The organism is Pseudomonas sp. FYR_5 (assembly GCF_043106315.1).
GTDB classification, from domain to species: domain Bacteria; phylum Pseudomonadota; class Gammaproteobacteria; order Pseudomonadales; family Pseudomonadaceae; genus Aquipseudomonas; species Aquipseudomonas putida_Y.
This window is the reverse complement of the sequence record NZ_JBICMK010000020.1, coordinates 1-22616: the sequence shown is the minus strand read 5'-3', so window position 1 is coordinate 22616 and position 22616 is coordinate 1. Positions and strand designations below refer to the sequence as shown.

19 protein-coding genes, 1 tRNA gene and 4 pseudogenes are annotated in these 22616 nt (G+C 59.7%); 10 read left to right on the top strand and 14 right to left on the bottom strand.

Annotation, left to right across the window (positions count from 1 at the left end):
- Positions 1 to 45 precede the first annotated feature (45 nt).
- The gene (locus ACF8RA_RS02045) at positions 46 to 1425 is read right to left on the bottom strand and encodes a nucleobase:cation symporter-2 family protein (protein WP_003251186.1); all 1380 of its coding nucleotides are present in this window, start codon (positions 1423 to 1425) and stop codon (positions 46 to 48) included.
- Between ACF8RA_RS02045 and ACF8RA_RS02040 the strand changes: the two genes are divergently transcribed.
- Positions 1416 to 1568, top strand: a complete 153-nt coding sequence (locus tag ACF8RA_RS02040; RefSeq protein WP_176682289.1) for a hypothetical protein — start codon at positions 1416 to 1418, stop codon at positions 1566 to 1568. The genes ACF8RA_RS02045 and ACF8RA_RS02040 overlap by 10 nt on opposite strands.
- A gap of 193 nt (positions 1569 to 1761) precedes the next feature.
- Here the strand turns inward: ACF8RA_RS02040 and ACF8RA_RS02035 are convergent, their stop codons facing one another.
- A complete protein-coding gene (locus tag ACF8RA_RS02035; RefSeq protein ID WP_176682290.1) occupies positions 1762 to 2433 on the bottom strand; it encodes a Bax inhibitor-1/YccA family protein in 672 nt (223 codons plus the stop codon).
- Between the two features lie 133 nt (positions 2434 to 2566).
- On the opposite strand from ACF8RA_RS02035, the gene ACF8RA_RS02030 reads away from it, so the two are divergent.
- A tRNA-Ser gene (locus ACF8RA_RS02030) sits at positions 2567 to 2654 on the top strand.
- Between the two features lie 110 nt (positions 2655 to 2764).
- Here the strand turns inward: ACF8RA_RS02030 and ACF8RA_RS02025 are convergent.
- Positions 2765 to 3163, bottom strand: coding sequence for a hypothetical protein (locus ACF8RA_RS02025; RefSeq protein ID WP_176682291.1), 399 nt, complete (start codon positions 3161 to 3163; stop codon positions 2765 to 2767).
- Here ACF8RA_RS02025 and ACF8RA_RS02020 point away from each other — a divergent pair.
- A pseudogene (locus ACF8RA_RS02020) lies at positions 3143 to 4194 on the top strand (DUF4113 domain-containing protein). The gene ACF8RA_RS02025 and the pseudogene ACF8RA_RS02020 overlap by 21 nt on opposite strands.
- Before the next feature lie 400 nt (positions 4195 to 4594).
- Here ACF8RA_RS02020 and ACF8RA_RS02015 read toward each other — a convergent pair.
- The 7 genes and pseudogenes from ACF8RA_RS02015 to ACF8RA_RS01985 form a co-directional block, all read right to left on the bottom strand.
- Positions 4595 to 5176 carry a TetR/AcrR family transcriptional regulator gene (locus ACF8RA_RS02015; RefSeq protein WP_176682292.1) on the bottom strand — a complete coding sequence of 194 codons (582 nt, stop codon included), beginning with the start codon at positions 5174 to 5176 and terminating at the stop codon, positions 4595 to 4597.
- Between the two features lies 1 nt (position 5177).
- The gene (gene fabF, locus ACF8RA_RS02010) at positions 5178 to 6461 is read right to left on the bottom strand and encodes a beta-ketoacyl-ACP synthase II (RefSeq protein WP_176682293.1); all 1284 of its coding nucleotides are present in this window, start codon (positions 6459 to 6461) and stop codon (positions 5178 to 5180) included.
- Between the two features lie 28 nt (positions 6462 to 6489).
- Positions 6490 to 6846, bottom strand: a complete 357-nt coding sequence (locus ACF8RA_RS02005; RefSeq protein WP_392488522.1) for a hypothetical protein — start codon at positions 6844 to 6846, stop codon at positions 6490 to 6492.
- 49 nt (positions 6847 to 6895) lie between these two features.
- Positions 6896 to 7294, bottom strand: a pseudogene (locus tag ACF8RA_RS02000) (SDR family NAD(P)-dependent oxidoreductase); the annotation flags it as partial.
- Positions 7295 to 7325: 31 nt separating this feature from the next.
- Positions 7326 to 10415: an efflux RND transporter permease subunit gene (locus ACF8RA_RS01995; RefSeq protein ID WP_392488502.1), complete on the bottom strand. Its 3090-nt coding sequence runs from the start codon at positions 10413 to 10415 to the stop codon at positions 7326 to 7328.
- Positions 10412 to 11527: an efflux RND transporter periplasmic adaptor subunit gene (locus tag ACF8RA_RS01990; RefSeq protein WP_392514338.1), complete on the bottom strand. Its 1116-nt coding sequence runs from the start codon at positions 11525 to 11527 to the stop codon at positions 10412 to 10414. Before ACF8RA_RS01990 ends, ACF8RA_RS01995 begins: the two co-directional genes overlap by 4 nt.
- Before the next feature lie 71 nt (positions 11528 to 11598).
- Positions 11599 to 12216: a TetR/AcrR family transcriptional regulator gene (locus ACF8RA_RS01985; protein WP_392514337.1), complete on the bottom strand. Its 618-nt coding sequence runs from the start codon at positions 12214 to 12216 to the stop codon at positions 11599 to 11601.
- A gap of 103 nt (positions 12217 to 12319) precedes the next feature.
- Between ACF8RA_RS01985 and ACF8RA_RS01980 the strand changes: the two genes are divergently transcribed.
- A complete protein-coding gene (locus ACF8RA_RS01980) occupies positions 12320 to 13120 on the top strand; it encodes a TolC family protein (RefSeq protein WP_392514336.1) in 801 nt (266 codons plus the stop codon).
- 280 nt (positions 13121 to 13400) lie between these two features.
- On the opposite strand, the gene ACF8RA_RS01975 is transcribed toward ACF8RA_RS01980, so the two are convergent.
- The 3 genes from ACF8RA_RS01975 to ACF8RA_RS01965 form a co-directional block, all read right to left on the bottom strand.
- Positions 13401 to 14318 carry an oxidoreductase gene (locus ACF8RA_RS01975; RefSeq protein ID WP_392514335.1) on the bottom strand — a complete coding sequence of 306 codons (918 nt, stop codon included), beginning with the start codon at positions 14316 to 14318 and terminating at the stop codon, positions 13401 to 13403.
- A 48-nt stretch (positions 14319 to 14366) separates the two neighbouring features.
- The gene (locus ACF8RA_RS01970; RefSeq protein WP_176682299.1) at positions 14367 to 14936 is read right to left on the bottom strand and encodes a TetR/AcrR family transcriptional regulator; all 570 of its coding nucleotides are present in this window, start codon (positions 14934 to 14936) and stop codon (positions 14367 to 14369) included.
- A gap of 264 nt (positions 14937 to 15200) precedes the next feature.
- Positions 15201 to 15959 (bottom strand): SDR family NAD(P)-dependent oxidoreductase, encoded by a 759-nt coding sequence (locus ACF8RA_RS01965; RefSeq protein WP_392514334.1) that lies wholly within the window; start codon positions 15957 to 15959, stop codon positions 15201 to 15203.
- Positions 15960 to 16123: 164 nt separating this feature from the next.
- Here ACF8RA_RS01965 and ACF8RA_RS01960 point away from each other — a divergent pair, with 164 nt between their 5' ends.
- The 3 genes and pseudogenes from ACF8RA_RS01960 to ACF8RA_RS01950 all read left to right on the top strand — a co-directional run bounded on the left by ACF8RA_RS01960 (position 16124) and on the right by ACF8RA_RS01950 (position 19181).
- Entirely contained in the window at positions 16124 to 17023 is a 900-nt protein-coding gene (locus ACF8RA_RS01960) for an AraC family transcriptional regulator (RefSeq protein WP_176682301.1), read from the top strand.
- Positions 17024 to 17235: 212 nt separating this feature from the next.
- Positions 17236 to 18414, top strand: a pseudogene (locus ACF8RA_RS01955) (IS1182 family transposase); the annotation flags it as partial.
- Between the two features lie 185 nt (positions 18415 to 18599).
- Positions 18600 to 19181 (top strand): MliC family protein, encoded by a 582-nt coding sequence (locus ACF8RA_RS01950; RefSeq protein WP_392514333.1) that lies wholly within the window; start codon positions 18600 to 18602, stop codon positions 19179 to 19181.
- Between the two features lie 203 nt (positions 19182 to 19384).
- Here the strand turns inward: ACF8RA_RS01950 and ACF8RA_RS01945 are convergent.
- Positions 19385 to 19669: pseudogene (locus ACF8RA_RS01945) on the bottom strand (transposase); the annotation flags it as partial.
- Between the two features lie 50 nt (positions 19670 to 19719).
- Between ACF8RA_RS01945 and ACF8RA_RS01940 the strand changes: the two are divergent.
- The 3 genes from ACF8RA_RS01940 to ACF8RA_RS01930 all read left to right on the top strand — a co-directional run bounded on the left by ACF8RA_RS01940 (position 19720) and on the right by ACF8RA_RS01930 (position 22383).
- Positions 19720 to 20874, top strand: coding sequence for an NAD(P)/FAD-dependent oxidoreductase (locus tag ACF8RA_RS01940; RefSeq protein WP_176682302.1), 1155 nt, complete (start codon positions 19720 to 19722; stop codon positions 20872 to 20874).
- 37 nt (positions 20875 to 20911) lie between these two features.
- A complete protein-coding gene (locus ACF8RA_RS01935) occupies positions 20912 to 21265 on the top strand; it encodes a RidA family protein (RefSeq protein ID WP_176682303.1) in 354 nt (117 codons plus the stop codon).
- 665 nt (positions 21266 to 21930) lie between these two features.
- Positions 21931 to 22383, top strand: a complete 453-nt coding sequence (locus ACF8RA_RS01930) for a PACE efflux transporter (RefSeq protein ID WP_176682304.1) — start codon at positions 21931 to 21933, stop codon at positions 22381 to 22383.
- The last annotated feature ends 233 nt before the right edge of the window (positions 22384 to 22616 follow it).

The window sequence follows — 22616 nt, the reverse complement described above, 5'->3', positions numbered from 1 at the left end:
CTCGCTTGTGCAAGCGGGCGCGGGCTACTCATTCAGTCTCAAGGTTCAAGCCTGCTCCTTGCCCTCCGGCAAGAACCAGTTCAGCACCAGCGCACAAATCCCCCCGGTAGCCACACCCGACTCCAGCACATTGCGAATCGCCGCTGGCATGTGCGCCAGGAATTCCGGCACCTGTGCCACACCCAGGCCCAGTGCCAACGACACGGCGATGATCAGCAGGGCACGACGGTCCAGCCGAGTGCTGGCCAGAATATTGATCCCCGACGCCGCAACCGCGCCAAACATGACCATCGCCGCGCCGCCCAGCACTGGCTCCGGCACAGCCTGAATCACCCCGGCAACACTCGGGAACAGCCCCAGCAACACCAGCATCACGGCAATCCACATACCGATATGGCGGCTGGCGATACCGGTCAGCTGAATCACCCCGTTGTTCTGGGCAAAGATCGAGCTAGGGAAGGTGTTGAACAGACCGGCCAGCAGTGAGTTGGCGCCGTTGACCAGCACGCCCCCCTTGATCCGCTGCATCCACACCGGCCCTTCGACCGGCTGGCGCGACACCTTGCTGGTGGCGGTAACGTCACCGATGGCTTCCAGCGAAGTGACCAGGTAAATCACCAGCATTGGAATGAACAGCGCCCACGAGAAGCCCAAGCCAAAGTGCAGTGGTGTCGGCACCTGGAACAGCGCGGCCTCGTGCATGCCGGTAAAGTCCAGACGGCCCAGGAATCCGGCCAGCGCATAGCCGACCGCGAGGGCGATGACGATGGCGCAGCTGCGCATCCACACCACCGGGATACGGTTGAGAACGACGATGATCGCCAGTACCACGCCGGACATCAGCAGGTTTTCGCCATTGGCAAAGGTGCCATTGGCCATGGCCCCAAAACCACCGCCCATGCTGATCAGGCCGACCTTGATCAGCGTCAGGCCGATCATCAACACCACGATGCCAGTCACTAGCGGGGTGATCAGGCGTTTGACGAAGGGCAGGATGCGCGACACGCCCATCTCGACGAACGAGCCTGCGATTACTACGCCAAAAATGGCTGCCATTACGCCCTCTACCGGCGTGCCTTGCTTGACCATCAGCGCACCACCGGCAATCAGCGGGCCGACGAAGTTGAAGCTGGTGCCCTGAACGATCAGCAGCCCCGCGCCAAATGGCCCGAAGCGCTTGCACTGGACGAAGGTGGCGATACCCGAGATCACCAGCGACATTGAAACGATCAAATTGGTATCACGTGCAGATACACCCAACGCCTGGCAGATCAGCAGGCCAGGGGTGACGATCGGCACGATGATCGCCAGCAAGTGCTGCAGGGCTGCCAGCAGGCCGATCAACAGCCGTGGCTTGTCCTCCAGACCAAGCACCAGTTCATTGGCAGGCGCCGCTGCGCCTGGGCTGTGTTCGTGTGAGCTCATTGCTGAAAGCTGCCCCGGAAGAAAAAAGGAGCGCATTCTACGGGGTGATGATGGATAGCGGTAGAGAAAAGCAGGATGTCGGCATGATCGACGACCATTTGCCTGCTTATCTGACTTTTTGGTCAGTTATTGCGATTGGCTGAGGGGGGCAGGTGCAGTTACAGGCATATCTCGCTTGAAACTGATGTGGAGCGGGCTTGCTCGCGATGCGCCGCGTGGGCGGCGCTCGATCTATCAGGCGCTGAACCTGTTCCGATGAACGTCCCGCAGCCCAACCCATTTCCAGCGCCTACAAAAAAGCCCGCCGAAGCGGGCTTCTTGCGGCACGGCAATCTATCAGTCATCACGACCCATGAGGCCGAACAACTGCAGCAGGCTGACAAACAGGTTGTAGATCGACACATACAGGCTGATGGTCGCCATGATGTAGTTGCGCTCGCCACCATGAATGATCGCGCTGGTCTGGAACAGGATGCAGACCGACGAGAACAGCACGAAGCCGGCGCTGATTGCCAGTTGCAGGCCGCTGATCTGGAAGAAGAAGCTGGCAACGACAGCACCCAGCAGGACGAAGAAGCCAGCAGTGATGAAGCCGCTCAGGAAGCTCATGTCCTTGCGGGTGATCAACACATAGGCCGACAGACCACCAAATACCAGCGCGGTCATGGCAAAGGCGGAGCTGACCACCTCGGCGCCACCGGCCATGCCGAGGTAACGGTTGAGGATCGGGCCAAGGATGAAGCCCATGAAACCGGTGAGTGCGAAGGTGGACACCAGGCCCCAGGCCGAATCACGCAGCTTGTTGGTAAGGAAGAACAGCCCGTAGAAGCCGATCAGCACCACGAACACGTTCGGGTAGCCGACGCGCATCTGCTGGGCAACGAAAGCCATGACACCGCTGAAGGCGAGGGTAAGCGCCAGCAGGCTGTATGTGTTGCGCAGGACCTTGCTGATCTCCTGCTGCTCGACCTGCTGGCCGTGGTGGACGGCGTAATCCTGTTCGCGCATGGCGACACTCCTTGGTAAACCTGTGGTTTCGGACGTTCAGATGCTAGGAGTCTATCAGAGCTCCTGCAACCCGCGACACAGAGAGTTTGACAGCGTGTTTCATTAAGGTATTATGGCGGCCGCAAAACGAGCTGGAAGCGTGGCCGAGTGGTTTAAGGCAACGGTCTTGAAAACCGTCGATGGGCAACTATCCTAGAGTTCGAATCTCTACGCTTCCGCCATATTCAAAGCCCTGATTATTCAGGGCTTTTTGCGTTTCTGGGGCATAGAAAATCTACCCATGGGAGCACCCTTGGGGATGGTTTATTTCGGAAGCGCTTCCGATACTTCCTTACCTGGTAGGCTTTGCCAAGGCACCGACTCGGCGATAAACCCGCTCGGTTATGTCGCCCTTGGTGTGGCCTAGAAGTACGCTGGCGTGGTCGACATCGACGATTTCGGACGCAGCGCTTGGTCGGATGTCGCGGAACTGGAATTGGCTGATACGACCAGCCAGCACTTGGTCTCCGGCGGCTACGGTTTCCTTCACTGCTTCCTCCCGGGCGTCGTCCCAACGATGGCGTAGCATGGCTGCCGTAACACGTTTTGCCTTCTCGGTCAGCAGCAGGTAAGGCGATCCGTGCTGCGCGTTGCGCGCCAGTATCTTTCGGATCAAGGCGCCAAGGCCGCTTTCAACCCCATCCACCTCAAGCATGATCCTCAGCTTCTTTTGGAGCTTCTTCTGTTTCACGCCGAGGGCCTTGAGCGTGTCATGTCGCAGATCGAGTCGATGGTGCCTGCCACCGAGATCTACAGCATCGGTGAGTGCTTCGCTTATCTGTCCGGTATTCAGGAAAACCTGACCCAATTCGGGCGAAAGCTGAGGTCCAGGATCTTCCAGTGCACCGGCATACCTGTGGGGGGCGGGATCGCCGGGACAAAAAACTTGGCCAAGCTGGCCAATCACACGGCCAAGCGCCTGCAGGCCCAGACCGGCGGCGTGGTCGATATCACCGATCCGTTCAAGCGGGATTGGGTGCTGCGCAACACCGAAGTGAAAGCGGTGTGGGGCGTTGCCCGGCGGATGACTGCCCACCTTGAAGCGATGGGCATTCACACGGCGATGGATCTGGCCAAGGCTGATGCCAGGGCTCTGCGACGGCAGTTTAGTGTGGTGATAGAGAAGACTGCCCGCGAACTGGCTTGAACGCCTTGCCTGGAGCTGGACGAGGCCGAGCCCCCGAAGCAGGAAATCTGCTGCATCCGGATGTTCGGCAAGCGCCTGACCGAGTTGGCACCGATCAAGCAGGCAGTGGCCACCTACGTTGGTCACGCAGCAGAAAAGCTCCGTGCCCGGGGATCGGTTTGCAAGCGCATGCGCGTCAGCATCCACACCGGTATGTTCAACCCCGACTAGGCCCATCACGCCCAAGGGGCGTTGGTAGCGCTGCCGTACCCAACCTGCGCACGCTGCTGATGACCAGGTTGGCTACCGACGCGGTTGGCCGGATCTTCAGGCATGGGTTTCGATACAGCAAGGCTGAGGTGCTGTTAATGGATCTGCGGCAGCCAGGCGAATTCACAGAGGATTTGTTCGCGCTCAAGCAGCCGGTGGTATGTGACCGACTGATGCAGGTGATGGATGACATGAATGAGCGCTGGGGCAGGGGGACAATGCGGGCCGTCAGCGTGCTGGCGAATCCGGGCTGGGGCATGAGGAGGGAGATGATCAGCCATTCCTTTACGACGCGGATCGATCAGCTGTGGACGGTGAAATGTTGAGCGTTCCAGCACCGTGGCTTGCTGAACTAAATGACGAGGTCGCTTTGGTGACGGATCCAGATGGGCGCACGGCAGTGCTCAGCGCCATGGCTTATGCCGCGCTCAGGCGGGGAGATGTCGGTGACGGCGACCTAGTGGACATGCTGGAGCTGGCTTGGGTCGATAGCCGTCACTGGCTGCCATGTGCTTCCGCCCCATTAGCCGTTGTTTGCACAAGGCGGCTCAAGCGACCTCCTCATGCTCGATCAGCGCCCATAGCCTGGTAGACTAAGCGCCTGTTGCGAGCAGCAGCAATCGGCCATGAGCGGACGCTCCAACCAATGTCAAAATGAGCTAATACCGCAAGTAGAGCGACAAAATAAAGTTCGTCTTCGCTCTGAGCACTAATAGCGACCGTGCTTTAGGCACGTCTAAATGGCCTTTGTGTAGGCTTGAGCGAACATTCGACAGCCGCATCTAGCCGCTCTTTGCTAACTACCAGGGGGCTGTTGCAGTCTAGGCTGCCAACCGCCGGCAGAAGGAACTGTTTAGCTGCTTGTTCGGGCTCTGGGCAGCGAGCCCAGCGGGACAGGGCCTTTGTCAGGTAGCGCTGATATGGCAGAAAGCGCTGCCGCCAGCGCTTATGTGCAACCCGGTTCGAACGCAGCACCATTTGAGTGAGCGCGTGATAGGCCGTGTTTTGGTGCTGTAGCAGTAGCTCATGTGCGGCTTTTTCCAGGTAGGCGCGCAGTCCTCCTCGCGCCTGGATTGGCAGTCTCGGCTCCGGCAATTGCTCCAACCAGTATTCGATCGCTGCGCTGTAGAGCTGTGCCTTGTCGCCAAAATGGGCATAGAGAGTTGCCTTGGTCATGCCAGCCGAATCGGCCGTGGCCTGCATGCTGGCATGGTCGAAGCCGAACACCATGAAAACCTCGCTTGCGGCGAGCAGCATCGCTTGCCGACACCTGTCCCGGCGCAAGTCCTTGGCGGTTGGCTGGTTCATATCAGGCCTTCCAGCACCTGAACAACAGGCTGGCATTGACGCCGCCAAATCCGAAGCCATTCGACAGCGCGTAATGCAGGGGCATTTGCCGGGCATTCAGGGCGACCAGGTCGAGGCCTGCGGCGGTCTCATCGGGAGCGGTGAGGTTGAGCGTCGGCGGGACGACCTGATCACGCAGGGCCAGTGCGGTGAAGATGGCTTCGACGCCACCGGCAGCGCCAAGCAGATGCCCGGTGCTGGATTTGGTCGAGGTGATCGCTACGCCCGATCCACCGCCGAACACGGAGCGGATGGCCGCCAGCTCGCCACGGTCGCCCACTGGCGTTGAGGTGGCGTGGGCGTTGATATGTTGCACGTCACTGGGAGCGATGCCGGCCTGGCGCAACGCCAGTTGCATGGCGCGGCGGGCACCGTCTCCATCTTCAGGTCCGGCGGTAAGGTGGTAGGCGTCGGCACTGGTGCCGTAGCCGACCAGCTCGGCCAGCGGTTGCGCGCCCCGTGCCAGGGCATGTTCCAGCGACTCGATCACCAGCATCCCTGCGCCTTCGGCCATGACGAAACCGTCGCGGTCGCAATCGAATGGGCGCGATGCTTCGTGAGGGCGATCATTGTAGCCACTGGATAGCGCGCGCGCGGCGGCGAAGCTGCCGAGCGTGACGCGATCAATGGCAGCTTCGGTGCCGCCGCACAAGGCAATATCGGCCTCACCGTTACGAATCAGCCGGGCTGCGTCGCCGATGGCCTGCGCGCCGGCGGCGCAAGCGGTCACCGGCGCTCCGAGCGGCCCTTTGAATCCATGTCGGATGGAGACCTGGCCGGCCGCCATGTTGGCCAGGAACGACGGTGCGGTGAAAGGGGACAGGCGCCGTGGGCCGCGTTGATCGGTGATCCGCACGGCCTCTGCAATGGCGCCGAAGCCGCCGACTCCTGACGCAATGATGGTCGCAGTGCGCTGGCGCTGCGCATCGTCCGTCGGCCGCCAGCCGGCCTGTGCCAGGGCTTCCTCGGCAGCGACCAGGGCGAACTCGATGAAGCGATCCATCTTCTTGCGTTCCTTGGCGGGAATGTACCGCTCGGGATCGAAGCCGGCCAGGGGATCGTCGGCAATGCCGGGCACCTGCCCGCCAACCGCGCTGCCGGTGCCTTCGCTCAGCTCAACTGGCAACGTACGGATGCCCGAGTGGCCAGCCAGCAGGCGCGTCCATACTGTCTCGCTGCCACAACCCAGAGGGCTGACGATGCCCAGGCCGGTAACGACGATTCGTGTGCAGTGTTCTCTGTGCATGGTGTTGTCTCGTACGTGAAGGGGGAAATCAGCCGAGGCCGAAAGTCTTGCGCAGGCCCGAGTCGACTGGGCCCGCCGGCATAAAGCGGCGCAGGCGTCTGAGCAAAGTGGCCTCGCCTTTAGGGGTATGGCGCATTTTCCACGTGCTCAGGGCGGCCTCGACGATTGTCGCGGCGACCGCATCGGGTAAAGGCGCCTTCTGCACATTCATTTGGATGGCCTGGGAGACGGTTGCCCGCTCGCTGTCGTAGGCAGGGATGCGCAGGGCGGCCCGTGGCGCGTTGAGGTCGAGGCTGGTCTTGGTGAACGAAGGCTCGACCAACGCGACGCGAATGCCGAAGCGCCGCACCTCGTGATCCAGGGTTTCGCCCCCCCCCCACGGCATGTTTGGAGGCCGAGTACAGACCCATGTAGGGCGCTGGCAGGAAACCGAGCACCGAACTAACGTTGACGATGCGCCCGCTGCCTTGCTGGCGCATCTGCGGCAGTACCACCTGGGTGATGCGCAGGACGCCGAAGACGTTGGTATCGAACAGCGCCTGGGCCTCGTCGATGGCGGTTTCTTCTGTCGCACCGATCAGTGTGGTGCCTGCATTGTTGATCAGTGCGTCGATGCGTCCGGCTTCCGCGATCACATGTTCGATACCCTGGCGTATCGAGGTTTCATCACGGACATCCAGGTGGATCAGCTCGACACCCGGGATGGCCTGCGATTTGGTCGGGTTGCGCACGCTGCCGAACACGCGGCAGCCGCGTCGGGCGAGCTGTTCGGCCGCCGTGCGACCGATGCCTGATGACACGCCGGTTATGACGACCACTGGAGGAATGGGCATGGCAGTTACTCTCGATCAGGGAGGGGGCTGTTCATGCAGGTTGTGCCTGCGCGACTGGCTCGTGGGGGATGGGGCGGATGCCGAACCAGATGGCGTACATGGCCGGCAGGAACACCAGGGTCAGCACGGTGCCGGCGAAGGTGCCGCCGATCAGGGTGTAGGCGAGTGTTCCCCAGAACACGGAATGCGTAAGTGGGATGAACGCCAGGATCGCCGCCAGCGCGGTGAGAATCACCGGCCGGGCACGCTGCACGGTGGCCTCGACCACGGCGCGGAACGGATCGAGACCGATCTGCTCGTTGTGGCGGATCTGCCCAATCAGGATCAGCGTGTTGCGCATGAGGATGCCGGACAGCGCGATCAGCCCGACCAGCGCGTTGATGCCAAACGGCTGCTGGAACAGGATCAGCGTCGGCACCACGCCGATCAGCCCCAGCGGGCTGGTGAGAAAGACCATGATCATCGCAGCGATCGAACGCACCTGCAGGATGATGATGATCAGCGTGACGGCCAGCATGATCGGGAACAGCGGCAGCATGGCCTTGCTGGCTTTGCCCGATTCCTCGATGGAGCCCGCCTGCGCGATGCGGTAGCCGCTCGGCAGTCGTTCGATGAGCGGTTGCAACTGCTGGCTGATAGCGGTCGAAACGTCGGGCGGCTGCAGGCCTTCGGCGATGTCGCCGCGCACGGTGAGGGTGGGTACGCGATCACGCCAACGCATGATCGGCTCTTCCATGCGTACCTCCACTTCGCCCACCTGCGACAGCGGAATGCGCTGGCCGTTGGCGCCGGCTAGGGTGAAGTCCATCACCCGCGCCGGGTCGAAGCGAATATCGCCGGCTGCACGGGCCATCACCTGCACCGTGCGGATGTCTTCGCGTACGGCGGTGACGGGTACGCCGCTGAGCAAAAACTGCAGTTGCTGCGCGACGGCACTTGAGCTCAGTCCCACCGCCTGCAGGCGATCCTGTTGCAGGTTGAAGTGCAACGTGGGGACGCGGGTGCCCCAGTCGGTATTGACCGTGCGCATCCGCGGGCTGGCCTCCATCACTTGGCGCACCTCGCTGGCGATCTCGCGCAAGCGTTGCGGATCTGGGCCACTGACCCGGTAGGCCACTGGATACGGCGAGTAGGGGCCGAACACCAATTGACTGACGCGCACCTGTGCCTCGTTGGCCAGCCCCTCGGCAATCGCCTTGCGCAGGCGATGTTTCAGAGCTTCGCGCTCATCCGGGTTGTCGGTGCGTACGACAATTTTGGCGAACGATGGGTCCGGTAGTTCCGGGCTCATGGCCATGAAGAAGCGCGGTGCGCCCTGGCCGATGTACGCCGTGACGATCTTCGCCTCTGTCTGCTGGGCCAGCCAGGCTTCGACTTTTTCCGCAGCGGCGCTGGTCTGGAGGATCGAGGTGCCATAAGGCATCTGTACCTCGACCATGACTTCGGGGCGGTCGGAGATAGGGAAGAACTGTTTCTTGACCAACGCCATGCCGAGCACGGCCGCCATGAACAGCCCGACCACTGAGCCTGCGACCAACCACTTGTGGGCGATCACCCTACCCAGAATCCGACGAAAGCGGTTATAGCGCGGAGTGTCGTAGATGGCGTCGTGACCGCCCTCGACCTTCTTGATCGCGGGCAGCAGCTTGACGCCGAAGTACGGCGTGAAGATCACCGCGACCAGCCAGGAAGCGATCAGCGCGATGCCGACGATCCAGAACATGTTGCTGGTGTATTCGCCGGCCGTGGAGCGGGCGAAGCCGTTGGGCATGAAGCCGACGGCGGTAACCAGGGTGCCGGAGAGCATCGGCGCCGCTGTGTGGCTCCAGGCATAGGCGGAGGCTCGCACGCGGTCGTAGCCTTCCTCCATCTTCACCACCATCATCTCGATGGCGATGATCGCATCGTCCACCAGCAGGCCAAGGGCGAGGATCAGCGAGCCTAGGGTGATGCGGTCGAAGTTCTTGCCAGTAGCGGCCATCACCACGAAGACCATCGCCAGGGTCAGCGGCACTGCCACCGCGACCACGACGCCGACGCGCCAACCCATGCTGACGAAGCACACCAACATCACGACCAACAGCGCCACGAAGAACTTGATCATGAACTCGTCGACGGACGCGCTGATGTTGACGGCCTGGTCGGTGACCTTGCTCAGGCTCATGCCCAGCGGCAGTTCAGCGTTGATCTGCTGCACTTCATCGTTCAAGGCCTTGCCCAGATCGAGTCCGTTCCAGCCTTCACGCATGATGATGCCGAGCAACAGGGCCGGCTCTCCGCCGTTGCGAATCAGGAAGGTGGCCGGGTCTTCGTAGCCGCGCTTGACCGTGGCGACATCGGAAAGCTTCAAGGTGCGGCCTTGGGCGATGATCGGGGTGTCGCGGATCTTCTGCAGCTCATCGAAGGCACCATCCAGACGCAGGAACACGGCCGGGCCGCGGGTTTCCACGGAGCCGGCTGGGGTCAGGGCGTTCTGCCCATTGAGCGCGGCGAACACGTCCTGGGGGCTAATGCCCAGGGTGGCCAGGCGCTCGTGGGAGAACTCGACGAAGATGCGTTCGGCCTGCTCGCCGATGATGTTGACCTTCTTCACGCCAGGTACATGCAGCAGGCGCTGACGCAGGGTCTCGGCGTCGCGCACCAGGTGGCGATGCGGCTCGCCCCTGGCCTTGAGCGCGAACAGGGCGAAGGTCACGTCCGAATACTCGTCGTTGACCAGCGGGCCGATCACCCCGGCAGGCAGTGTCTTGGCCTCGTCGCTGATTTTCTTGCGCGCCTGGTAGAACTCCTCGGGCACCTCCGAGGGCGGTGTGGTGTCGAGCAGCGACAGGGTGGTGAAGGCCAGGCCCGGGCGTGTGTAGGTTTCGCTGCGGTCGTACCAGCGCAGTTCCTGCAGGCGCTTCTCGATCTTCTCGGCAACCTGATCCTGCATTTCCTGGGCGGTGGCGCCCGGCCAGGCGGTGACGATGGTCATGACCTTGATGGTGAAGGCCGGGTCTTCTGCCCGCCCCAGCTTGAAGAAGGCGACCAGCCCCGCCAGGGAGATCAGGCAGACCAGGAACAGGGTGACGGAGCGCTCGCGTACGGCGAGTGCGGAGAGGTTGAAACGACTTTCGCTCATGGCTGGCCTTCCTCGGTTGCCGCCACGGTGGCCGGCTCGGCCAGGCGAACGGCTTGGCCGTCGCGCAGCAGGTGAGCGCCCAGAGCGACAATCCTGTCGCCCGCCTTGATCGCGCCGCTGATGCGTGCGTTCTCGTCATCCAGCGTCTGAACGCTGACGGGCGTCCACGCCACCTGCGCCGGCTCTCCGCGAATCATCCAGATGCCAGGCCCGTTGCCTGCGTCGTACAGCGCGGCGATGGGCACCTGCACTGCGCTTGGTGAAGCGGTTTGCAGGTTGCTGATTTGCACGGTGATGGTGGTGCCCAGCGGCGCATCGGCCAGCTCGCCTTCGAGCACGTAGCGCGCCTCGAAGGTGCGGGTCTGGAGGTCGGCTACATCCGACAACTGGCGCAGCTGGGTGGTGACGCTGACGTCTTGCCTGCCAAAGAGCCTGGCCTGGGCGCTCGAGCCAATTGCTGGACGCAGGGTTTCCGGCAGTTGCACCAGGGCTTCGCGTGGGCCGGCATGTGCAAGCCGCACTACGCTCTGGCCGGCGCTGACCACCTGGCCTGGCTCGGCCAGGGTTTCCATGACGATGCCGTCAGCATCGGCGAGCAACTCGGCATAGCGGGTGGCGTTACCGGCAACTTTGGCTTGGGCCTCTGCTGCACTCAGTTGCGCGCGAGCCGAATCCGCTGCCGCCTTGTACTGGTCGTAAGCGGACGCGGAAACGGCACCAGTGCTGCGTAGAGCGCGGTAACGAGCCTCGTCATCGCTGGCCTGCTGGGCCCGTGCCCGCGCTGCGGCCACCGCCTCGCGCTGGGCATGGGCGGCGAGTTGCAGATCGATAGGATCAAGGCGCAAAAGCACCTGGCCACGCTTGACGGTTTGGCCGGTATCGACCAGGCGCTGCAACACTTTGCCGGACACGCGGAAACCCAGCTCACTCTGCACCCTGGCCGCGACGATGCCTGTGAAGGCGCGCGATGTTGCGGTTGCCGACTGGATGGTGGTGACGCGGACCAGTGGCGCGTCAGTGCGGGGATCGGGGGGCGTCTGGTCGCTACAGGCGACCAGCACGAACGGCATCACGCCGACCAGAGTGGACAGAAGGAGGTTGCGCCGGCGCATGAGGAACCCGTTGCGAAGTCGTAGGGAGCCTCACTTTGATTCTTGTGACTAATTTAGTCAATGGTCACAAATCAGGGTGACAGACTGCGCAACACCAGGTTGGACAGCAGGGCCGGCGCTTCATCGGTGGTTTCGAGCCCGTACTGGAGCAGCAGCGGGTTGAAATAGGGGCGCATGATCAGGTGGATCGCGCGGGTGGTTTCGTCCAGGGGCGTCTTGCGTTCGAAGTCGCCGCTCTGCCGGCCCTGCTGCAGGATCTCGCGAAGGGTCTGCTCGATGAAACCTTCGTAGAGCAGGGTTGCCGGCCAGCGCCCGGAGGCGGCGGAGGCGGCGATGTCGTAGAGTTTGCGATCCTGGAAGAACAGCCGCAGGCAGGCTTCCACCAGCGCCTTGAGCATGCGCCGCAGCTTCTCCGGCGGGCTGTCCACCTCATCGATGGCAGCATTCACCTCGGTCTGTATCTGCTGCAGGCAGTTCGAGCAGATCATCTCGCCGATGGCCTGCTTGGACTCGAAGAACTTGTAGATATAGGCCTTGGAAAAACCGATGGCCTTGGCCAGGTCGGAAACCGTGGTCTTCTCGTAGCCATACAGGCGGAAGTGCTCGGTCGCCGCTGCCACGATCTGATCGCGCACCTCGTGATCCACCGGACCACGTGCTGCAACTTTGGGGGAGGGGGTCTTGTTCATGGGGGGATAGCCTACAGAGCGGCAGGGTGATGGACAACAAGTGACCAAAATGCATTATGGTCACTGAGTTTGTAAATTCCCCTTTGCCCTGGAAGAAAATCCAATGCCGTCAAAGCGCACCCTCGTTGTACTGATCAGTACCAGCCTGGTGGCAGGTTGCGCGGTTGGCCCCGACTATCAGTGTCCCGAGATTTCACTGTCTGAGCGCTTTCTGGGACAGGATGCCGTCGAGCAGCGGCCTGTGAGTTCTACGGGCGATTTGATCGATTGGTGGACGGGCTTTGGCGACCCGCAACTGACTCGCTTGGTAACGCTCGCACTTCAGCAGAACCTGGATCTGGCCCAGGCCGAAGCACGTATCGCCCAAGCCCGCGCCAGCCTGGGGGCGGCCAATGCGGCGTTGTTGCCGTCCGGCTCCGTCAGCGGCCAGGCAGCACGCGCCTACCAATCGGTGGAGACGCCGTTGGGCCAGGTACTCGATTCCACACCAGGGTTGAGTGGTGTGTTGGGGCTGCGTTGGCGCCTATTCGACTTCGGCCGCATCGATGCCCAGATCGACTTGGCCAAAGGGCAGGAAGCCGAGCAACTGGCGGCCTACCGCCTCGCCGCGCTGCGTGCCACCGAGGGCGTGGAAAATGCCTTCTCGGCACTGGTCAAGCGTGAGCTGCAGGCCCGTGTGCTGGAGCAGGGCGTGGACTCGCTCAGCCGCGCGCGGCAGGCTTCTTTCGAGGCCTACCAGCAGGGCGTCGTCAGCCTGATCGAAGTGTTGCAGGCCGATGAAAACTTGTTGCGTGCCACCGATGCCCGAGCCCAGGCGCGAACCGAGTCGGCCCGGGCTGGCGTTGCGGCATTCAAAGCGTTGGGTGGTGACTGGAAGGCGCACGACGCACTTGCGGCCAAGTGATTGCCGAGCAGCGCCTGGGCTTTACCAGTTGGTTGCTTTGTCGCCATGAGCGCCCGTTCGCATGCTTTGGCCTCTGCTGGTGGTCGTGCCAACCGTCGGCGATCAGGTCATACAACTTAATCGCTTCTTTGTCCGTTTCAACTCAGTTGCGTGATGATCCAGCCTCTCTGCTTGGTGACATCCTTAACGCGGCAGCAGGGCGGCTGTGCACAAAGCAATGCAGGGTTGTACCGCAGCCTAGGGCCAGCAGATGGAGGTAGCCACTGGCTCGGCGGTTTGCTCAGATTGCCGGCAATCCCGGGTCTATTCCGGTCATAGCAATGGATACGTCCCAAAGTCGTTTGGCAAGCAACGGGTCTTCAGCCTGCGGCGTGCGTTTGGCCTCACCTGCAACGCCTCTGATCCTGCCAAATCCTGTTGGACCGTAATAACCACCCGGTGTGACGTCACCCGTTGCGGCGAGTAATGCCGGCCAGGCGCCTTTATCCGCACTATTTAGGAGGAGGCCCACGATCGGCAATGCCAACTGGGCCAGTCCCATGTGCCGACCCAGGCTGGTGCTTGCTACGCCAGGGTGAACGCCAACAGCCGTAATACGGGAGTGGCTTGCGCGCAAGCGACGGTCTAATTCGAAGAAAAATAGTGCATTGGCCAGCTTGCTGGCACCGTAGCGTTGTCCCTTGGAATAGCTGTGTTCGGCATTGAGGTCGTCCCAGTCTATCTTCGCCTTTCGGTGCGCGATGCTTGAGGTGACGACAATGCGTGATCCCTGTGTCTCAGCCAGCTTTGGCAATAGCAGGGAGGTGAGTGCGAACACCCCCAGATGGTTGATTCCAAATTGGGACTCAAACCCTTGACTGGTCCGCGTCAACGGCGGGGTCATGATGCCGGCGTTGTTGATGAGTGCATCAATGCGCGGTTCGCCTGAGGCGGTGACTGCGGCTGCGCGCACGGCTTGGATGTCGCCCAGATCCAGTGGTAGCCAGGCAAGATTGGCGTTTGGCGTCAGCCGTTTGATGCACCTGATGGCTTCTTCAGTTCTCTCCTTTGCCCGACATCCCAACAGGACGCGGGCGCCCCGTGCGGCTAATACTCTGGCTACCTCGAAGCCTATCCCTGCATTGGCGCCGGTAACGATGAAGCATTTGCCTGATTGTTCAGGGACATCTGTTTCTGTGAAACCGTGGTGACGTTGCATACCCACCTCTGAATTGAGTGATTACATGCTCATTTATTTAGCAAAAAATTAAGCTGTAGATCCTTTCCAAAACAGCTCAAAGGCTGCGAGTCCAATGGACTCCCGTTCGCTTGGCTTTGCGGCAATGGCATTGATCGTAATATCTGCCAAATCGAACAGGATCGTATCGATATAGAAGGCGATACGGTCAGATGCAGCATGCCCAGCCAGGCACTGCTCCACGATCAAGCGAGGCTCCCGGAACAGGGCGTTACAGCGATTTCGGCTTTCGCTGGTCACGCGCTCAGATACTTTCAGCTGGATCAACGTCTTGCGCGATGCGGCATGGTTCAACCCCCACTCGAGCAAACGACTCCAAACGATGAACAGTCGCTCTCGTGAAGAGGCATTCTCCGGATAGGGGGCTGACATTGTCGCCGCAAGTTTGGTCTCAATCTCAATGAACAACTGGTTCAGCAAATCATCCTTGGTAGGAAAATAGGTGAACAGGGTGCCCTCTGAAACCCCCGCCGCCTTGGCGATCCTGGCGGTAGGAGCACTGATCCCTACTTGGGCAATGAGGTCGGATGCTGCGCTGAGCAAGGCATCACGCTTTGCCTCACTTAAAGGGCGTGCCACAAGCAAGAACTCCTAAATGAGTGAGTGGTTGCTCAACTATATTGGAGTGCGTATGGAGAGTTCAAGCACTGGACAGCGCATTGCAGTTCGCCATGCTTGCAGAGCACGGCGTCCGCTTCGCTGGGCTGGTCTACGCAGCAGCCGGGGCACCAGGAGCCAGCAGGCATTGGCTCCTGGTGCCCGAGTCAAGCGATAGGTCATCACCACGCAGAGAACATGACGGCGTTCTAGCGTTCCGTCAGAAGGAACTGTGCCTGCCAAGCTTCAGAGCAATTGCCCACCCGAAATGTCGAAGGTTGTGCCGTTCGCCCACGCCATGTCATCGGACAGAATAGCGGCTACCGCAGCGCCAATATCGTCTGGCAGACCGACACGCCCAAGTGCGATGCCTTGCGCCACGTAGGCGTTTATATCTTTGTTATCGCGTACTGCGCCACCGCCGAAGTCGGTCTCGATGGCTCCAGGGGCAATTGCATTCACCCGGATCTGGCGCGAGCCAAGCTCTATGGCCATGTAACGGGTCATCACTTCGAGTGCAGCCTTAACTGCCGCGTAAACGCTGTAGCCCGGCAGAGTAAAGCGCACAAACCCGGACGATACGTTCAGGATACGACCGCCGTCTTGCATCAGCGGCAACAGCTTTTGGGTCAGGAATACAGGGCCTCGAAAATGCGTGGCAACCAGCGAGGCGAATTGTTCTTCAGTCGCGTCGACGAAGTTTGCAAAGAGCCCGTTGCCAGCATTGTTGATGAGAAAGTCGAAGCGCTCACGATCGAAAACGTGCTTTAGCGTGTTACTCAGTACGTCGGAAAAAGTCTGATAGTTGGCGGTATCGGTTAAGTCGAGCGCTAGCATTGTGGCCTTGCCGCCCAGCATTTCGATTTCTTGCTTCAACGTCTCGGCTTCCGCCATGCCGCTGCGATAGGTTCCGATGACATGGATTCCGCGTTTGGCGAGGTGAAGCGCCATGTTGCGGCCAAGGCCACGGCTGGCGCCAGTGATGAGTGCGATCTGATTGGTCATGAGTTTTCTCTGCTATCTGCTAGGTTAGGCACGCCTCACGGCGCACTCTGGACCTGCCCAAGATAGGTAATGACCGGGTTGCAGCCCACGCCCAATAGACTCAATTCCTTGCCTGATTGTCTCATATAAATTGCGCGCTGCTGATACGTTGGCATAATTGGCCGATGAACAAAGACCTAGCGCCGCATCTCGATATAGCTCTGCGCCATGCGCCTCCGGGGTTGACTGCCACCTGCATTCCGCGTGTGGATATCTGCGTGGGGCAAGGCTCCACAGGCAAGGCGCCATGCCTGTATCGCTCAATGATCTGCTTCATCCTGCAAGGCTCGAAGCGCATTGCGCTCAACGATAACCTACTGAGGTACGGCAGCGAGCACTATCTCATCAGCGCTCTGGATCTGCCTTTGGTTGGGCAGATTTTTGATGCGCCAGAAGGGCAGCCCTATGTCGCGGTATCGCTAGTGCTCGATCCCGCCATTCTGACGGAGTTGGCGGCGACCATCGCGCCGGTGCGCGAGAACGAACAGAGGGGCATCGGTATCACGATAAATCCGATGACCGCACCGCTGCGTGACACATTACTACGTCTGTTGTCGTTGCTCGACACGCCTGACGATATAGCGGTTCTCGGCCCCATGGTCGAACGTGAGTTGCTCTATCGTCTCCTCCAGGGGCCCCAGGGACGACTGCTGCGACAGATTGCCCAACCTGAGGGGGCACTGGGTAGCATCCGGCGAGCGGTTGCCTGGATCAGGGACAACTACACGACGCGACTGCGCATCGAGCAGTTATGCGCGGCGAGCGGTATGAGCCGGGCAAGCCTGCATCGTCATTTCCTGTCACTGACGGGGCTCAGTCCTATCCAGTACCAGAAGCAGCTTAGACTGCAAGAGGCTCGCCATCTTCTGCTGGCCGGCGAGTATCGTGCTGCCGATGTGGCGTTCGCCGTCGGCTATGAAAGCGCGTCACAGTTCAGCCGTGAGTATCTCCGCCAATTCGGCGCACCACCCGCCCGCGACGTACGCGAGATACGGCAGGCGATTGGCGCCAAGAGAAGGGTATGAGCGGAGAGTAACTTAGCTGTGAATGAAAGTTGATCTTGGCCGTTTTCAGGACGTTATCGGCTCGGCTCCATGAGCGACCAAAGCTGCAGGTTCACAAGGCCTACTTTTGGCCGATAGCTGTCTTACGCGAGGGGCAGCGATGGGGCCAGGCTGTGTGAAAAGACCGGCGGTTGTCTAACCTTCTGATCGTCGGGATCGTGGCGGGGACGATCATGAAGTGGTTCATTGAGGGTGAGGCTCGGACGCAAGTCACGCTGCTGCCGGAGTGCCTGGAAGATTACATAACCGAAGAAATCCCAGTTCGGGTGATCGACGTTTTCGTCGATGAACTCGACCTTGGAGTACTGGGGTTCGAGGGTGTTGATTCGGCTGTAACGGGTCGTCCGGCCTGCCATCCAGCAGTCCTGCTGAAAATCTACATCTATGGATACCTCAACCGGATTCAGTCCAGCCGCCGGCTTGAGCGCGAGGCAGAGCGCAATGTCGAGCAGATGTGGCTAACGGGCCGGTTGGCTCCCGACTTCAAAACGATTGCCGACTTTCGTCGAGACAACGGTAAAGCCATTCGCAGCGTCTGCCGGCAATTCGTAGTGCTTTGCCGTAACCTCAATCTCTTCACCCAGTCGATCATCGCCATTGACGGCAGCAAATTCAAAGCCGTGAATAAGCGCGATCGCAACTTCATCCAGGGCAAGATCAAGGCGCGCATGCAGCAGATCGAGCAGAGCATTGACCGCTATCTTGCAGCGATGGATTCGGCGGATCGGGCAGCGCCCGAGGTCGCCGAATCCAAGGCTGAACGGCTGAGCGAAAAAATAGAAAAGCTGAAACAGCAGATGATGAAGCTCAAGGACATTGAAGCGCAGCTTCACGCCAGCCCAGATCAGCAAATCGCTCTTACCGATCCTGATGCACGCTCAATGGCCACGAGCGGCCGAGGTACTGGCACGGTTGGCTACAACGTACAAACAGCAGTCGATGACAAACACCATTTGATCATTGCCCATGAAGTCACCAATGTTGGAAATGACCGAACGCAGCTGAGCAATATGGCGAACCAGGCACGCGAACAGATCGGCGCTGAGTCGCTGACAGTGGTAGCCGACCGAGGCTATTACAAAGGTCCGGAAATCCTTGCTTGGGAGCAGGCCGGGATCACCACTTTTGTACCGAAGCCGCTGACATCAAGCAGCAAAGCGGAAGGCCGATTCGGCAAGCAGGACTTCATCTACATCGCTGCATCGGCTGAATACCGATGCCCTGCGGATCAACTACTGACCCGCAGGCATTCTTCGGTGGAAGACGACATGTTGCTGCACTCCTACTGGTTCTCTGGCTGCCAGAGTTGTTCCATGCAGAAGCAGTGTACGACGGGTAAGGAACGCCGGTTAGCTTCTTTCGCTACTCGACCTACTTACTTGCGTTTTCACACAGCCTGGACCCAAAGTGGCCCTTCGCAAAGTACCGCGATCGGCCAACGGCAGTAATGAGCCGCCGAGGAAAGCTAGGCCACCCTCCACGTTATTCAAAAGAGTTAGACTGAGCCCAGTATTTTTAATCGCTAATGGTGGTTCCCATGAAGCACTGGCTTCCCCTGCTGCTCACTCTGCCTCTGTCGCACACCCAAGCTGCGGGACCTGCCTTCAACTGCACTCAGGTCGTGGCCGGCAGCATCGAACAACAAATCTGCCAGAGCGAGCCGCTCTCGGCACTAGACCGGCAAATGGCCGAGGTCTATACGGCCGCGCAGCAGAAGGCCGGTAATGAACATCCGCCGGTGCTCAAGGCCGAGCAACGGGGCTGGATCAAGGGCCGCAACGATTGCTGGAAAAGCGCGGACCAGCCTACCTGCATCGCCGACAGCTATCGCCTGCGCATCGCCGAACTGCAGGCGCGCTACCGGCTGGTCGAGGCCAACGGCCCGGTGTTCTACCAGTGTGACGGCAACCCGGCCAAGGAAGTGGTTGCCAGCTTCTTCCGCACCGAGCCGCCCACGGCCATCGTCGAGTTCGGTGACCGCAGTTCGCTGATGTACCTAGAACAGACGGCAAGCGGCGCGCGCTACCAGGGACAAAATGAGAGTTTATGGGAGCACCATGGCGAGGCCATCGTAGTGTGGGGCTATCAGGGGCCGGAAATGCGCTGTACAGCGCGTTGAAAGCCATCTGGAGGGAGCCTATGCACCGATTTCTATCACACAGCCTGCTGACCAGCAGTCTGGTGCTGTCGTAAACCACCCAGGCCGCCAACAATGCGGAGGCGGAACTACGCCGACTGCAGGATGAAACCCGAGAGAACCCGCGAAGCCAGTCGCAATTTCTGTGGTGTTTCGCAAGTAACGCTCATATTTTTCGGCCTAGCAGCCTCGGCTGCACGGCCGACGCTCGCCAAGATGTGATCGGCCTTTCGATGCCAGCGAAAGGGGCGGCGGTTGGCGTTATGAGTGGACAGGTAGTACTCAATAGACTCCTCTAGATCTTTCACGCTGGTATGTGCCTGGCGCTTGATCCATTTCTCGCTCAGTGTCGAGAAGACGCGCTCCACCAGATTCAACCAAAATGCCGAAGTAGGCGTGAAATGCACCGGGTAGCGCGGATACGCTGCCAGCCACGCTTTTACTTTGTCAGTCTTGTGTGTCGCGTAGTCGCATGCTCTGTGCGATGCGCAAACAGACGGGGGGCGATTAGTCATTCAAGGTGCTCGAATATGCCCAACTCAAAGCTCTGGTACCCGAGATCGGCCCGCGTGTGGCCGCCGCGACTTCGGCCTGCCAGCATGGTCTGGATGTCGCCCTGCTTGACGAACAAGCCGTCCCGGGTGGGCAGATCGGCGGCCAGAGTCGCACCTTGCGTGCGGCGAAAATCTTGCTGGCCACCGGCGCACAGGAGCGGCCGGTCCCCTTCCCGGGCTGGACCCTACCCGGCGTGATGTTGCTGTTGATTGCCTGGCAACTGCACAAAGCTGGCGGGCCGATCAGCGCAGTGCTGGATACCACGCCGTCAGCCAACTACTTCAAGGCACTGCGCCATGGGGTCGGGGCGCTCCGGGGCTGGCGCATGCTGCTCAAGGGGCTGGGCTATCTACTCTCGCTGCGCAAGGCTGGGATCAAGATGCGCAGCGGGGTGACGCAGCTGCGCGCCTACGCCGACAGCAGCGGCCGCCTGGCGCAAGTGCACTTTCAGCATCAGGGCCGTAGCCAGTTGATTAACTGCCAGTCACTCCTGGTGCATCAGGGCGTGGTGCCCAATGTCCAGTTGACCTGCGTGATGGATGCGCGACATTCATGGCACGAACAACAGCAATGCTGGCATCCGCAGATCGATGCCTGGGGCGAAACTTCGATCAACGGTGTTTTCGTCGCCGGCGACTCAGCGGGGATAGGTGGCGCATTAGCTGCAGAACACTTCGGGCGCCTGACGGCCTGTCAAGTTGCCTGCCAACTGGGACGCCTCTCCAGCACTGAACGGGACAGGTTGGCACGGCCGGTGCGCCAGACCCTGGGCGGGTTGATGGCTATCAGGCCGTTTCTGGATGTGCTTTACCAACCGGCAGCCGAATTTCTGCGGCCGGCTGATGACACAATCGTCTGTCGTTGCGAGGAGGTCAGTGCCGGCGATATCCGCCGCTTCGTGGGGGGGGGCTGTAGCGGTCCGAATCAGACCAAGGCTTTTAGTCGTGCGGGCATGGGGCTCTGTCAGGGCCGCATGTGTGGCCTTACTTTGGCGCAGATCATTGCCGCCGAGCGCAATGTCGACATCGAGCAAGTGGGGTATTACACCATCCGTGCGCCGATCAAGCTGCTTTCCCTGGGGGAGCTGGCTTCGCTTGTGAGCCGTGGGGGCAAGCAGTAGCCTGTCATTTCAACATGAAACTTCAATAGGAGAAGTGATGAGCATTAGCCGATATGAAACAGCCGCGCGCATGAGCCGAGTCGTGGTTCATAACCAGACTGCCTACTTATGCGGCCAGGTCGCAGAGGACCGTAGCGCCGGCATCGCCGAGCAAACACGCACCATGCTGGCTAAGGTCGATGCGCTGCTGGAGTCGGTCGGCAGCAACCGTGAGCAGTTGCTGTCGGCCACCATCTACCTGAAGGATATGAGCCTGTTTGCCGAAATGAACAGTGTATGGGACAGCTGGGTGCCGTCAGGCTTCGCCCCTGCGCGTGCCTGTGTCGAGGCTAAGATGGCCAGCCCAGAGTTGCTGGTAGAAATCTCGGTGATTGCAGCCATTCCTCAGTAGTTTCATCTGCTGCGCGCTGGCTCTTATTCACTTACTGCCTGCTCAGCTTTCAGAGTAAGACCGCGGCGGACACAGTAAGAAAACCGGTTGACCTGTTATGAGGAGGGGCTGTATTACCAGTCAGCCCCTGTTTCTGTAGACTACTTCGAATGATCTATCCTGGCCGTTAGTTGCCCTTCGTGAAGGGCAACAGTCGGTCTAAATGGGTATTTTTATTATGGTTCAAGTCCTTGCTTAAGTTTTGGAGCATACCTAAGAAGCGAGAGGGAGTCACAGGTTCTATCTTGTAATGATTTATCTGCTGAGCAAGGTTCTAAGCCTGCTCCAGGATTTGGAGTTGCGCTGAAGAATGATGAATGCATGGCGCGAAATAAAATTAATCTAAGTTATAGGGTTTCTCGTTGTGATGCTTAAAGACTCCTTGGAGAAAGTCCGGTTTCGAGCTGGGTGAGTTACTTCTTTCATCATCCTGAAGCGCCATCACAAATTATGAGCATTGATATAACCCCTATTGGCGAGCTTTAAGTGCTTTGACAGTTGCTGGCGGATCTGGTAAAAATGGAGCTTCGAAAGCTTATCTCTCAATCGGCCCGGAAGGCTGATCGATTATCGAAATAATCTAAGATAGGGGGTCCGCCACAAAGTCCATCAAGGAATGTCTGACTATGGCTCTAAAACCTTGGCAGCGTCGTGTTTTTTATGTGAGTTTGTACGAATGTTTCGCGATTGCATTTTCTTCTTTTATATTGGCCTACTTAGCCGGCGGTAAGCCAATTGAATCGACGCCAGTCGCAATATGTATTTCTGTCATCGCCACAACTTGGAATTTCGTCTACAACACCGCATTTGAATACTGGGAGTCTCGACAGCTTATCAAAGCCCGCAGCTTGTTAAGGCGAGCTACCCAGGCGATTGGCTTCGAGGTTGGTTTGATATGCTTCATAATCCCGGTGTACATGTGGTGGTACCAGATTGGCTTCTATAATGCCATTCGAATGGAAATCGCCATTCTGGTGTTTTTCTTAGTCTATTCTTTCTCTTTCAGCTGGTTGTTTGACCGTCTGTTCGGTTTGCCGGTCAGCGCACGTTCGTTAACGGCGAGTTCTACTGAAAATTAGACATGTATGACTATTGGCGAACTCTGAAAGCACAAAAATCGATTCCAAAACTGAAACGGCGACCCTTGGATTTTGCGGCCTGTAGTTGTGCCGTTTCGTCAATGTTTTGGAAGCGATTTTGCCGTGCAGTCCACACAGGGCGTGGATTTGTGCCACGGTCTTGAAACCGTCGATGGGCAACTATCCTAGAGTTCGAATCTCTACGCTTTCGCCATACAAGTACTTGATTTCAT